Origin of the sequence: Ancylobacter sp. IITR112 (assembly GCF_041415945.1) — a bacterium.
Classification (GTDB): domain Bacteria; phylum Pseudomonadota; class Alphaproteobacteria; order Rhizobiales; family Xanthobacteraceae; genus Ancylobacter.
Map to the genome: position 1 here is coordinate 4,138,172 of NZ_JBGCUS010000001.1, position 13,034 is coordinate 4,151,205.

A 13,034-nucleotide genomic window follows, 5' to 3' on the forward strand; every position below is an offset into this window, starting at 1 on the left:
TGTGTCTCGTGTCCGGGTCAGGCGCGCTCGCGCAGAAGGAAGCCGGAAATGCCGCGCGGCAGCACCCGGATGACGACGATGACGGCGATCAGCAGGCCGATCTGGCCGGCAAGCTGGCCGTACCAGGAGGTCATGGTCGCCTTGACCACGGCGAGCACGGCCGCCGCCGGAGCGGTGCCGAGGAACACATCGGCGCCGCCGACCACCACGGTGACGAAGGCTTCCATGATGAAGGTGGTGCCCATGGTCGGCACCAGCGTCATGGTCGGGGCGTAGAGCCCGCCGGCAAGGCCAGCCAGGCCCGCGCCGAGCGCGAAGGTGAGGCTGTAGACGAGGCGGGTGTCGATGCCGAGCGCGGCGGCCATGTGCGGCACCTGGATGGTGGCGCGGGCCATGACGCCGAAGCGCGTCCAGTTGAACAGCGCGTAGAGACCGGCGATGACCAGCACCGCCATGCCGCACAGAACGAGGCGATAGAGCGAATAGGAATAATCGCCGACGGTAAAGCTGCCGAAGGGGGTGCCGACGCCGGCCATGGTGGAGCCGAGCACGATCAGCGTGCCCTGGGTGAAGATGAGGCTGAGGCCCCATGTGGCGACGATGGTGTCGAGCGGGCGGTCATAGAGATGGCGGATGACCAGTATTTCCACCAGCGCGCCCACGGCGGCGGAGACCAGCGCCCCGATGAGGATGGCAAGCGGCAGCGGCACGCCGGCATGGGCGGCGGAGACGGTGACATAGGCCCCGCACATGATGAATTCGCCATGCGCCAGATTGATCACGCCCATCATGCCGAAGATGACGGCGAGGCCGCAGGCGGACAGAACCAGAAAGGCGAAGGCGTCGCCGAACTGGTAGAGCGCGGAGAAGGCGAGTGTTCCGACATCCATGTGCGGTGGGGCCTTTAGCGTTTGAGCGGGTCGGTCAGAAAGGACGGCGGGCGGGCGGTTCAGGCGATCGCCCCGGCCAAAGCTGGGGGGTCGGGCCGGGGCGATGCCTTCGGGTGCCGCCGAGGGGGGACAGGGCGGCAGCCGGATGGGGTGGATGAAGCGATGCGTTGTTATGTCGGGCCGTCATCCTGAAAACCACTTACCCCCTCATCCCCGGGGCCTGACCCGGGGATCCAGCCCTCGTGCCGATGACGGCCCGAAAGCCTGGGTGGCCGGGTCAAGCCCGGCCATGAGGGAGCGGAGAGATCAGTTCTTCGGCGGCGGGTTGGAAGGCGTGTACTGCGCGCTCGGGTCGCTCTTGGTCAGGTCGCAGCCGGCCTCGCCCAGCCAGTAGGGCTTGATGTCCTCCCACACCTTCGGGAAGGTGATGGAGTGATCCGCGCCGACCTTGGCGAGATAGATGGTGTGCGACATGTGCTGGCTCTTCGGGTCGAGGCAGACCTTGCCCTCGGGAGCGTCCATGCAGACATCGCCCTTGGCGATCTCCTTGCGCAAATCGTCGCGCTTGGTCGACTTCGCCCGCTCCACCATCTGCTTGTAGAGATAGACCGCGAGATAGGAGTTCTCGGCTTCCTGGTTCACATAGGGCTCGTCGGGGAACTTCGCCTTGAACTTGGCGAAGAACTCCTTCGAAGCCGGGGTGTCGATTTCCTCGATGTAGTTGGTGGTGACGTACATGTCCTTGAGCGATGGCGGCTTGAAGCGCTTGTGCTCATAGCCCTGGCCGACGTTCACCGAAGAGGCCATCGGCAGGTTGACGTTGGCGGCGGCGGCCTGCTCGTAATAGGAGGCCTGGGCGGTGCCGACTAGCAGCGTCACCACGAAATCGGGCTTGGCCTTCTGGATGTTCTGGATGTTCTGCGAGAACTGCGACACGCCGAGCGGGATGAAATCCTCGCCGACCATTTCGCCGCCATTCTCCTTGACGATATTGCGCACCCATTCGGCCGAGATCTGGCCGAAATTATAGTCGGCGGCGAGGGTGTAGACCTTCTTGCCGTACTTTTCCATCATCCACGGGATGAGGGTGGAGAACTGCTGCTCGGGCACCGCGCCGGTGACGATCATATTGGCGTCGCAGACGCCGCCCTCATACTGGTTGTTGTAGAAGGCAAGGCCGTCGAACTGGTTGACGATCGGCCGGTAGGCTTCGCGCGAGGCGGAGGAGAAGCCGGCGAACACCACGTCCACCTTGTCGCGCTGCAGCACGCGGCGCATGAACTCCTGGTAGCGAGTATTGTCGGACTGGGTATCGTAGATCACCAGTTCGAGCGGGCGGCCGTCAATGCCGCCAGCCTTGTTGATCTCCTCGGCGGCGAGCTGGATGGCGTGCACCTTGCCGATGGTGGCGGCGGCGAAGTCGCCGGACTGGTCTTCGAGCACGCCGAGCTTGATCGGATCGGCAGCGAAAGCGTGGGCGACGCTGAGCAAAAGCGTTCCCGTGAGGGCTGCGGCACGCAGCCCCCGCATGGTCTTCCCGTTCATCTTACTCTCCTGTGAAAGGTTATCTTTTTCCCGCGCTGGGCTCCGCCGGGCGGAACTGCACGGGTTCATCGAGGGGGCCAGCCCTCGCCGTCACGAACGCTTCGCAATAGGCCTCGAGGGTCTGCCGCGAGCGCATGCTTTCGCGCCGAAGCCATTCATAGGCCTCGTCGTCATCCACGCCCGCTTCCGTCATGCGGGCGATGATGGCCTTGACCACCGCGCGGCGACCCCGCCGGCGGCGATCCATGTCGTCGAGGCGGGCCCGGAGGTCGCCCCGCAACAGGAACTGGTTGATGCCGAGGAACAGCGCCGTATAGACCGCGCCGCCCTGCACCGGCTTGCGCAGGAAGGCGGAGGCGCCGATCTGCACCAGGTGCTTCAGCCGGCTCGGCGCCTCGACGCCGACAAGGCCGATCACCGGAACGGGGGGATGATGCGCCCCCGCATCGGTGTCGAGCGCCACCGGGTTGTCGAGATCGCCGTCGATGAACAGGATGTCGCGCTCGGGCTGCAGCGCCGCGAGGTCGATCTGAGCCCGCCCGTCGATGAGGGCGGGATAGGTCGCGGCGACGCCGAGCTTGCCCAGCGTCTTTTCCAGCGCTTCCACCGCCGTGAGGCTGGACGTGACGATGTGCGCCCGCCCGCCATTGAAGTTCTGCAGCAGCCGAGGTGCCATCACTTCACCACTCTCAGTGTCGCGTTGCGGGCAGCGACCGCGTAACGCGGCGAGGACTGGACGAGATAGGGGTCGGGCCGGACCGGGCCGGGCGCTTCGACCAGAATGTCGAAGCGCGCCTGCGCATTGGAAATGCCGATTCGTGGCGTGAGATAGGCGTGCAGCGTCTGCGGGTCGATCCGCACCTCGCCCTGCGGCGCCAGCAGGTGCTGGCGGGTGGCGGCCTCCTTCACCGCCTCCACATCGTCGGTGCCGGTTTCCGCCAGCGACAGGATGAGCAGCTTCATCGCGATGTAGGAGGCTTCCGCATCCGCCGAGGTGGCGGGGCCTTCGGGGAAGGCCTGCGTATAGGAGCGGGTGAAGGCGGCATTGGCCGGGGAGGCGAGGGAGGAGAAATAGACCGAGGAGGACAGGTGCCCGTCCACCGCTTCCCGCCCGATCTCCTCCAGCTCCGGCTCGGAAAGCGTGCAGGAAACCACCGGGATCGTCCGGGCCTGGTCGATGCCGCGCGCCACGCAGGCGGCGCGGAAGGCGCGGAAGAAGGCGTAATTGCTGGTGCCGATGAGATTGTTGAACACGAAGGCGGGGCGGGCTTCCAGAATGGCCTCGACCACCTGGTCGATTTCGGTGTCGCCCACCGGCACATAGCGTTCCGCCAGCACGCGGGCGCCGCGCGCGGTCATCGCTTCGCGGAAGATGCGGGTGTTCTCCCACGCCCAGATATAGTTGGAGCCGACGCAGAAGGCGGAAGCGCCCAGCGTCGCCAGCGCGTGATCGACCAGCGGCAGCACATGCTGGTTCGGCGAGGCGCCGGTGTAGATGACATTGCCGGAACTCTCGAAGCCCTCATAATGCGAGGGGTACCAGAGCAGGCCGTCATGCTTCTCGAAGCAGGGAATGACTTCCTTGCGGCTTGACGAGGTGTAGCAGCCCACGACATGGCGGATGCCGTCATGCAGCAATTCGCGGCTGAGCGCGGCATAGCGGCCGAGCTCGCCGCCGGGATTGACCACGACGGGCTCGATGGTAATTCCGGGCGCCGGGCGCTCCGCCACCGCCAGCAGGGCGCCGTTCAGCATCGAGCGCGCGACCACATTGTACGGTCCCGTGGTCGAGAACATGACGCCGATGCGGAAGTGCTTCGCCACGTATCGCTCCAATGCCGGGCCGAAGCCCAAAATAAAAAACGCCCGCCGGCCGTCAGGCCGTGGGCGTCGTTGCCACCAACCAGCCAGCGTTGACACGCCGTCGTTGGAAATGTTGACCGAAAGTGCCGCGACAATGGGCATCCTTGCCCGTCGCTCGTTTTCTAGGCTCGCGTGAAGTTACCGTCTTGTCAAGAACCTTTTTCGCGCGCGAGGAGGGGCATGCCCTCCGGTACCGTCGCGGCCCGGGCCTCGGCGCCGATCCACTCGATCAGGTCGCGCGCGGCCTCCGAAACCGTGCTGCCCGGCGACAGCCAGTAGCCGGTTTCGCGCCGGCTTAGCGGCGGGCCGATTGCGACCAGCGTGCCGTCGGCCAGCGCACCGTCGATCAGCCCGGCCCAGCCCAGCGCCACGCCCTGGTCCGCCATCGCCGCCTGCACCACGAGGCCATAGGTGTTGAGGCTGAGATCGCTCGCCGCCGGGCCGCGCGCCAGCCCCATCGCCGCGAACCAGTCGCTCCAGCCGAACCAGCGCGGGTGCGGCGTGCTTTCCAGATGCAGCAGCGGCAGGTTGACGATGCGCGCCGGATTGCCGCCGAGGCCGTGGCGGGCGGCGAAGGCCGGGCTGCACACCGGCCAGATGCGCTCTTCCACCAGTTGCACGCTCTCGGGCGGGAAATCCCGCCGGGCGCCGAACAGCACCGCGACATCCTCGGCGCCGTCGAGGCCGGGGTCAGCACTGGCGGAAGCGATGATGTGCACATCCGTTTCGGGCCGCACCTGCCGGAAGGCGGCGACGCGCGGCATCATCCAGAACGAGGCGAAGCCGTAATCGGTGAACAGCCGCACCACCGGGCGGCGGCTGAGCCGGCGCACCGCGCGGGCGGCGCCGTCGATTTCCGCCACCGCCGCCGCGCTGGCCCGGTGCAGCATCTCGCCGGCCGGCGACAGAGTGCTGCCGCGATGGCCGCGCACCAGAAGCGGGGTGCCGAGCTGGGTTTCCAGTTCACGCACGACATAGCTCACCGCCGGTTGTGACAGGCCGAGCGCGCGCGCCGCGGCGGTGAGCGAGCCGAGCCGCCCCACCGCCTCGAACACGCGCATCCAGCCGAGATCGAGCTGCCGTTCAGACATAGAGAGGGCTTATGTCTTTCATCGAAAATATCAGGCTTCACAGCCTTGCACATTTAACCGCCTGATACCCCACGAGGCAAGGAAAGCCGCCGCGCGACAAGGCGGCGCCTTGACCATCCCGCGCGTCTCGCTCCTTCCAGAGGTGATCCTGATGACCCGTAGCCTGCTGGCCGCTTCGGCCCTGTCCCTCCTGCTTCTCGCCGGCCCCGCTGCGGCGGCCGACGCCCCCGCCTGCAAGACCGTGCGCATGTCGGACCCCGGCTGGACCGACATCACCTCCACCAATGCCATTGCCGGCGTGCTGCTCGACGGCCTCGGCTACACCCAGGACGTGAAGACGCTGTCGGTGCCGATCGGCTACGAGTCGATGAAGAACGGCAATATCGACGTGTTTCTCGGCAACTGGATGCCGGCGCAGCAGAAATTCATCGACGCGCTGAACGAGGCGAAGGCGGTGGATGTGCTCGCCACCAATCTCCAGGGCGCCAAGTTCACCCTCGCCGTGCCGACCTATGTGGCGCAGGCTGGCGTGAAGGACTTCAAGGACCTCGCCGCCCATGCCGACAAGTTCGACGGCAAGATCTACGGCATCGAGCCCGGCGCGCCCGCCAACCAGAACATCCTCAAGATGATCGACGCCAATGATTTCGGCCTCAAGGGCTGGAAGGTGGTGGAATCGGGCGAACAGGCGATGCTGGCGCAGGTGAAGCGGGCGCAGAACGGCAAGGGCTGGATCGTCTTCCTCGCCTGGGCGCCGCACCCGATGAACGAGACCTTCGACCTTACCTATCTCTCCGGCGGCGACGCCTATTTCGGCGCCAATTTCGGCGGCGCCGATGTGCGCACCCTCGCCCGCGCCGGCTGGGCGGCGGAGTGCCCCAACGCGGCGACGCTGTTCAAGCAGCTCACCTTCGACCTCGCCATGGAGAACGCCATGATGGGCAAGATCCTCGATGACGGGCAGGACCCCAAGGCCGCCGCCAAGGCGCTCTTGAAGGCCAAGCCCGACGTGCTCGGCCCCTGGCTTTCGGGCGTGACCACGATCGACGGCAAGCCGGGCCTGCCGGCGGTGAAGGCCTCGCTCGGCCTGTGACCCCACGCGGAGGCCGGCGGCGGTGCTGCCGGCCTTCCCTCTCGCCCAAGCTCTCGCCCAAACCCTCGCCCAAGCCTGCCGCGTGGACCGTGCCATGACCGCGACGCCGACGCCTTCGCCCGCCCGCCCCAATATCCTCATCCTGATGGTCGACCAACTCAACGGCACGTTCTTCCCCGACGGGCCGGCGGATTTCCTGCACGCGCCGCATCTCAAAGCACTGGCGGCCCGCTCCGCGCGCTTCGCCAACACCTATACGGCGAGCCCGCTCTGCGCCCCGGCGCGCGCCTCCTTCATGTCCGGGCAATTGCCCAGCCGCACGCGGGTCTATGACAATGCCGCCGAGTTCACCTCGGACATTCCGACCTTCGCGCATCATCTGCGACGCGCCGGCTACCACACGGCGCTGTCGGGCAAGATGCATTTCGTCGGGCCGGACCAGTTGCACGGCTATGAGGAGCGGCTGACCACCGACATCTATCCCGCCGATTTCGGCTGGACGCCGGACTACACCAAGCCGGGCGAGCGCATCGACTGGTGGTACCACAATCTCGGCTCGGTGACCGGCGCCGGGGTGGCGGAGATCACCAACCAGCTCGAATATGACGACGAGGTGGCCTATCACGCCGCCCGCAAGCTCTATGACCTCGCGCGCGGCCATGACGCCCGGCCCTGGTGCCTCACCGTGAGCTTCACCCACCCGCACGACCCCTATGTCGCCCGCAAGCGCTTCTGGGACCTCTATGCGGACTGTCCGGCGCTCGACCCCGTGGTGGCGCCCATTCCCTTCGAGGCGCAGGACCGGCACAGCCAGCGCCTGATGCTGGCGAGCGACCATGCCAAGAGCCATGTGACGCCCGAGGATGTGCGCCGCTCGCGCCGGGCCTATTTCGCCAACATTTCCTATGTCGACGAAAAGATCGGCGAATTGCTCGACGTATTGGAGCGTTGCCGGCTAAGCGATGACACGATCATCGTCTTCGTCTCCGACCATGGCGACATGCTGGGCGAGCGCGGCCTGTGGTTCAAGATGAACTTCCTCGAAGGCTCGGCCCGGGTGCCGCTTGTCATCGCCGCCCCCGGCCTGCCCGTCGGCCGCGTTGAGCGCGCGGCGTCCACCCTCGACGTGCTGCCGACGCTGGCGGAACTTGTCGGGCTCGATCTCGGCGGGGTGATGCCGTGGACCGATGGCGAGAGTCTGGTCGGGCCGGCGCGGGGAGAGGGGGAGCGCTCCCCGGTGCCGATGGAATATGCGGCGGAGGGTTCCTATGCCCCGCTGGTGGCGCTGCGCGACGGGCCGTGGAAACTCATCCTGTGCGAGCTCGACCCGCCGATCCTTACCAACCTCGACGAGGACCCGCAGGAATTGGTCAACCGGGCGGGCGATCCCGCCTGCGCCGGGGTGATGGTGGCGATGACCGCGGCAATGACGGCGCGCTGGGACCTCGCCCGGTTCGACGCCGAGGTGCGCGCCAGCCAGGCGCGGCGGCATGTTGTCTATGAGGCGCTGCGCAACGGAGCCTATTACCCCTGGGATTTCCAGCCACTGCAGAAAGCCTCGGAGCGCTACATGCGCAACCATATGGACCTGAATGTGCTGGAAGAGAACCAGCGCTTTCCGCGCGGCGAGTGACCCGCCGCGCCGCCGCGGAGCCACGGCTCTGCTGCGTTGCCGCATAGATGAAGCGCGGTGCATCACGCGCTTGCGATCCGATGAGTGCGATACGCCGGAAACAATGCCGGCCGGTCCACGTTGTCCCCACAGATTCACCGGCCGGGCCGTTCGGTACCTGCCAGGTGAATGCGAGTTGAAACAGACATCGTGGCACTTTCGACGCCGGATATTGTGTCAAAGTGTCGCTCTCTTCAAAGGATGTTGATTATGAAGAAGACCGTTTCCATTCCGATGCTGGGTGCCGTTCTTGCCGCCGCGTTTGTCGGCCCCGCCCTTGCCGACACCAACCGCCCGGTGATCGGCTCTAATTCGGGCTGGTCGCCGCAGACCCAGCAGGGGCAGAATTACGCCGCGCCCCATCGCGGTGGCTGGTCGCAGCCGGGCACGGTCTATGAGGGCCGCAACGCCGCCACCATGTATGACGGCCGCACCATGTATGACGGCCGCAGCGCCGGCGGGATGTATGGCCCCAACACCCAGGGCGTCGAGCCCTACATCGCCAACCAGATCGAGCAGAACGCGCGCAGCACCGACTGAGTGCGACCTTAAGACAGCGTTTCTCGATGCGACTTCGCGGCGGCTCCTTCCGGGGCCGCCGCTTTTTCGTCTTCGGTCAATCGGGCCGGCTGCCGTCGCCGATTTCTCAGGTTAGGCGTCGGCCGCCGCCGCCGCCGATTTCTCAGGTTAGGCGTCGGCTGCCGCCGCCGCCGATTTCTCAGGTTAGGCGTCGGCTGCCGCCGCCGCCCGGCCGATCCGGCGGGGCGAGCGCCAGCATCGAGGTGACGCTCTCCGGCGCCGGCCCGGCGGCATGGCCGCGCCGGGGCATGCCGTCGATGAAGGGCACGAGCTGCAGCCGGGCGATTTCCAGCACACGCCGCAGCTCGGTAACGGGCTGGGCGTGCTCGTCCACCCGCAGGTCCAGCGCGCAATAGTCTTCCTCCCCCTGCACCCTGAGGCTGGCGGACTGGCGCCCGCGCCTGTCGCCGCCGGCCGCGTCGCCCGCCTCCAGCGCCCGCATCAGCCGCTCGTCGAGTGGCTGGCTGTCGCTGGCGCGGAAGGCGCTCACCATGGCGTCGATCACCTCCGGCCCGGTGAGCATGTTGCCCTGCACGGCGAAACCGTCGCCGATTTCCTGTCCGCACCAGGGTGTGCAGTCGGCGCCGGTGAAGGCGCCGGCCTCACCCGCGGCATCGACGACGCCGATCTGGCGCAGCTCGCGCGCGCCGTCTTCCGCCAGCACGGCGGATAGCGCGGCGCGGGCGGTGGCGCCGCCGGCGATGGCGTCGAGCACGCCCAGCGCCAGATAGGGATTGACCCAGGACTGGGTCGACACCGCCCCCAGCTTCGGCCGCGTGAACGGGCAAAGGGAGCCGACCGCCGGCACGGCGGTGGCCACGGCGACGCCGAGACGGCCGGTGGCGGGGCAGCGGGCGACGATCGAGAAGGTCATGCCTTTGGCCTCACACGCTCAAATGCTGCAGAACCCGCGCGCGGGAATCCGGTTCGGAGGTGGCGCCGGTCTCGGCAATCTCGCCGCGATCCAGCACCGCCCAGCGGTCCGCCACCGCCAGGGCGAAGGGCAGATGCTGCTCCACCAGCAGAATGGTGGTGCCGTGCCGCTCGCGCGCGCTGCGGATGACGCCGGCAAGCCGGTCGATGACCGAAGGCTGCAAACCTTCCGTGATCTCGTCCACCAGCAGCAGCTTCGCCCCCGTCGCCAGAGAGCGGGCCATGAGCAGCATTTTCTGCTCGCCGCCCGACAGCGTGCCGGCGCGCTGTTTCAGGCGTTGCAGCAGGAAAGGGAAGGAGGCTTCCACTTCGGCGAGAGCCGCCTCGAAATCCGGACGGCGCACGGCGAGGCGGAGATTTTCCTCCACGCTCATATCCTGGAACAGCGCCTTCTCCTGCGCGACATAGCCGACCCCGAGCCGCGCCACGCGGTGCGGGGAAAGGCGTGTGGCGTCGCCTCCGGCAATGGCCACCGTTCCGGTCATCTTCGGCAGGAAGCCCATCACGGCTTTCAGCAGGGTGGACTTGCCCATGCCGTTCTTGCCGAGAACGGCGAGGATTTCGCCCGGCGCGAGGGAGAGGCTGACCTCGCGCAGCACCACGGCGCCGGCATAGCCGCTGGAGAGGTTGTCGACCGAGAGGGCGTTCATGCCGGCATCTCCTGGCTCGGGGAGGGGGCCGTCTCGTGATCGATGCCGGCATGGCCGGAGCCGGCATAGACCTGCCTGACCAGCTCGGAGGCGACCACTTCCTCCACCGAGCCATCCAGCACGATGCGACCCTGGTGCAGCACGATGACGCGCGAGGAAATCTCGCGCACGAAGTCGAGATCATGCTCGACCAGCAGCACGCACAGGCCCTGCTTCTTCGTCAGCTCGATGAGGATGGCGCCGATCTGCATGCGCTCGGTCTTGGTGAGGCCGGCGGTGGGCTCGTCCAGCAGCAGCACGCGCGGTTCCAGCGCCAGCACCATGGCGAGTTCCAGCGCCTGCTTCATGCCATGCGAAAGCAGATGTGCCGGGGTGGAAAGCTGCTTGTCCAGCCCGGTGGTGGCGATGACATGCATTGCCGCCTCCGGCAGGGGCAGCACATTGGCCCGCCGCCACAGCGAGGGCCGGGCATGGCGCACGCGGGCGATCTGCAGGCACTGGGCGACGGTCAGTGTTTCGAACACATTGGCCATCTGGAACTTGCGGCCGACGCCCAGCGCGACGCAGGCTTCCGGCGGCTTGCGGCCGATATCATAGCCATTGACGGCGATGCTGCCGGCGGAACGCTCGGCGCCATCGGCGATGCAGCGCATCAGCGTGGTCTTGCCGGCGCCGTTGGGGCCGACAAGGCTGACGAGTTCGCCGGCCCTCGCCTCGAAGTCGATGGCTTCCAGCACGGTGAGGCTGCCGAAGCGCTTGGCGACGCCGGCAACGCTCAGCGCCGGCCCCTCGCCGGGCTCGACATCCTGCGTTTCCGCCGCGTCGAGGGTGGAAAGCCGTACGCTGGCCGCCGGGGCGGCGCGGCGCGGGCGAAGGAGGCCGAACAGCTTGCGCGGCAGGTCGAACACCACCGGCAGCAGGCCGCGCGGAAAGGCGACGATGACCAGCACGAACAGCACGCCGATGATGAGCTGCCAGACGAAGGGATAGTCGCCGGCGAGCTGGGCGCTCTCATAATCGACGATCAGCGCGCCGAACACCGGGCCGAGCAGCGTGCCGCGCCCACCGAGCGCGGTCCAGATGACCAGTTCGGTGCCGAAGACGAAGCCGGCGAGTTCCGGCGCCACCACCATCGCATAGCCGGCATAGATATAGCCGGCGATGGCGGCGATGGCGGCACAGGCGAGATAAACGAGGATCTTCAACCGCGAGGTGTCGAGGCCGAGATATTTGCAGCGCTGCTCATTCTCGCGCACCGCGACCAGCAGCTTGCCGGCATCGCTCTTGACGAAGATGTAGGCGGCCGTGGTCACCACGACGAGGAAGCAGCCCGCCAGCCAGAACCAGGCTTCCATCGACAGGTCGAAGCTCATGAAGCCGGAGAGGCCGCTCGACGATCCGGTGAAGGTGCCCCCCGAGTAGAGCAACTGTGTCGCCACGATGGGCAGCACCAGCGTGATGACCGAGGCATAGAGCGCTGAGGCGCCGTGCCAGAAGGCGAGCCAGCCGACAATCGCCGCCACCAGCAGCGCCCCGCCGACGCCGAGACCGAGGGCGAGCACGGCATTGCCGGTGGAGAAGTCGAGATGGGTGAAGACGAGCCCCGCCGCATAGGCGCCGCAGGCGAAGAACACCGACTGGCCGAAGGTGAGGATGCCGAGGAAGCCCCACAGCAGATCCACGGTGAGCGCCACCGCCGCATAGAGCAGCGAGCGCGTGAGCACGTTGACCGAATAGGTGTCGAGCACATAAGGCCCGGCGAAGATCGCCACCAGCGCGGCGAGGGCGACGGCGAGGATGAGGGAGAGGCGGCGCGCTTCAGTCACGGGCGAACCCCTGCGGGCGAATGCGCAGAATGATGGCGGCGAGCACGGCGATGGTGAGGCCTCCGAGAACCGGGCTGAAATGGGTGGCGACCAGCACCTGCGCCCCGCCCAGCACCAGGCAGGCGAAGAGCAGGCTGACCAGCGAGGCGCCGGAGACCAGCACCAGCATGAAGGCGTTGACCAGCCAGGGCACGCCCATGGCAGGATCGACGCTCGACAGGGGCGTGATCAGCGCGCCGGCGATGCCGGCCAGCGCCGAGCCCAGGGTGAAGGTGAGGAAGCGCACCAGCCCGCTATTGATGCCGAGCCCGCGCGCCAGATCCTCGTTCATGATCACCGCCCGCGTCTCCAGCCCCAGCCTTGTGCCCTGCAGCAGGGCGGTGAGGGCGAGGCCGAGCAGGGCGGCGATGCCGACAAGGGCGAGGCGATAGGCGGAATAGCCCTCGCCGAGAATGTCGATGGTGCCGCTGAGCGGCGACTGGGTGAACTGCACGCCGCGCCCGAAGGCGAGGGTGATGAGCTGGCCGATGATGATCGACAGGCCCCAGGTGGCGAGGATGGCGTCGAGCGGGCGGGAATAGAGCGGGCGCACCACGAAGCGCTCGATGGCCATGCCGACCACGCCGCCGAACAGCGCGGCGAGCGGAATGGCAAGCCAGGGGTTGAGCCCGGCCTGAGTGGTGACGAGCGCGGCATAGCCGCCGAGGGTCATCAGTCCGCCATGGGCGAAATTGATGATCTTCATGACGCCGAACACGAGCAGCAGCCCGGTCGCCACCGCATAGAGGATGGCGGCGGTCGTCACGATGTCCAGCGTCTGGGCGATCATGCGAAGTCCTTTGGGTTTTCAGGCGACGTCCGGCAAGGAGGCGCCACAAGGAACGTGCCATCC

At 67.3% G+C, this 13,034-nt stretch carries 12 protein-coding genes; 3 read left to right on the forward strand and 9 right to left on the reverse strand.

Annotated features, from left to right (window positions below; all coding sequences use genetic code 11):
* Positions 1–17 precede the first annotated feature (17 nt).
* The 5 genes from AAC979_RS19675 to AAC979_RS19695 form a co-directional block, all read right to left on the reverse strand.
* Positions 18–890, reverse strand: a complete 873-nt coding sequence (locus tag AAC979_RS19675; protein ID WP_371348576.1) for a branched-chain amino acid ABC transporter permease — start codon at positions 888–890, stop codon at positions 18–20.
* A 306-nt stretch (positions 891–1,196) separates the two neighbouring features.
* A complete protein-coding gene (locus tag AAC979_RS19680) occupies positions 1,197–2,435 on the reverse strand; it encodes an urea ABC transporter substrate-binding protein (protein ID WP_371348577.1) in 1,239 nt (412 codons plus the stop codon).
* A 19-nt stretch (positions 2,436–2,454) separates the two neighbouring features.
* Entirely contained in the window at positions 2,455–3,111 is a 657-nt protein-coding gene (locus AAC979_RS19685) for an ANTAR domain-containing response regulator (protein WP_371348578.1), read from the reverse strand.
* Positions 3,111–4,232, reverse strand: coding sequence for a transporter substrate-binding domain-containing protein (locus AAC979_RS19690; protein ID WP_371349103.1), 1,122 nt, complete (start codon positions 4,230–4,232; stop codon positions 3,111–3,113). The genes AAC979_RS19685 and AAC979_RS19690 overlap by 1 nt, the downstream gene beginning before the upstream one ends.
* A gap of 215 nt (positions 4,233–4,447) precedes the next feature.
* The gene (locus AAC979_RS19695) at positions 4,448–5,389 is read right to left on the reverse strand and encodes a LysR substrate-binding domain-containing protein (protein ID WP_371348579.1); all 942 of its coding nucleotides are present in this window, start codon (positions 5,387–5,389) and stop codon (positions 4,448–4,450) included.
* Positions 5,390–5,540: 151 nt separating this feature from the next.
* On the opposite strand from AAC979_RS19695, the gene choX reads away from it, so the two are divergent.
* The 3 genes from choX to AAC979_RS19710 all read left to right on the forward strand — a co-directional run bounded on the left by choX (position 5,541) and on the right by AAC979_RS19710 (position 8,694).
* Positions 5,541–6,482: a choline ABC transporter substrate-binding protein gene (gene choX / locus AAC979_RS19700; protein WP_371348580.1), complete on the forward strand. Its 942-nt coding sequence runs from the start codon at positions 5,541–5,543 to the stop codon at positions 6,480–6,482.
* A gap of 94 nt (positions 6,483–6,576) precedes the next feature.
* Positions 6,577–8,115 (forward strand): choline-sulfatase, encoded by a 1,539-nt coding sequence (gene betC / locus AAC979_RS19705; RefSeq protein WP_371348581.1) that lies wholly within the window; start codon positions 6,577–6,579, stop codon positions 8,113–8,115.
* Between the two features lie 249 nt (positions 8,116–8,364).
* Positions 8,365–8,694 carry a hypothetical protein gene (locus tag AAC979_RS19710; protein ID WP_371348582.1) on the forward strand — a complete coding sequence of 110 codons (330 nt, stop codon included), beginning with the start codon at positions 8,365–8,367 and terminating at the stop codon, positions 8,692–8,694.
* A 178-nt stretch (positions 8,695–8,872) separates the two neighbouring features.
* Here AAC979_RS19710 and AAC979_RS19715 read toward each other — a convergent pair whose 3' ends face one another.
* From AAC979_RS19715 to AAC979_RS19730, 4 genes are read right to left on the reverse strand one after another with little or no spacing between them, the layout of a single operon-like run.
* Positions 8,873–9,607, reverse strand: coding sequence for a DUF1028 domain-containing protein (locus AAC979_RS19715; RefSeq protein WP_371348583.1), 735 nt, complete (start codon positions 9,605–9,607; stop codon positions 8,873–8,875).
* 10 nt (positions 9,608–9,617) lie between these two features.
* Positions 9,618–10,316, reverse strand: a complete 699-nt coding sequence (locus tag AAC979_RS19720; RefSeq protein WP_371348584.1) for an ABC transporter ATP-binding protein — start codon at positions 10,314–10,316, stop codon at positions 9,618–9,620.
* Positions 10,313–12,142 carry an ATP-binding cassette domain-containing protein gene (locus tag AAC979_RS19725; protein ID WP_371348585.1) on the reverse strand — a complete coding sequence of 610 codons (1,830 nt, stop codon included), beginning with the start codon at positions 12,140–12,142 and terminating at the stop codon, positions 10,313–10,315. The genes AAC979_RS19720 and AAC979_RS19725 overlap by 4 nt, the downstream gene beginning before the upstream one ends.
* Positions 12,135–12,971: a branched-chain amino acid ABC transporter permease gene (locus tag AAC979_RS19730; RefSeq protein WP_244379532.1), complete on the reverse strand. Its 837-nt coding sequence runs from the start codon at positions 12,969–12,971 to the stop codon at positions 12,135–12,137. The genes AAC979_RS19725 and AAC979_RS19730 overlap by 8 nt, the downstream gene beginning before the upstream one ends.
* Positions 12,972–13,034: the final 63 nt, after the last annotated feature.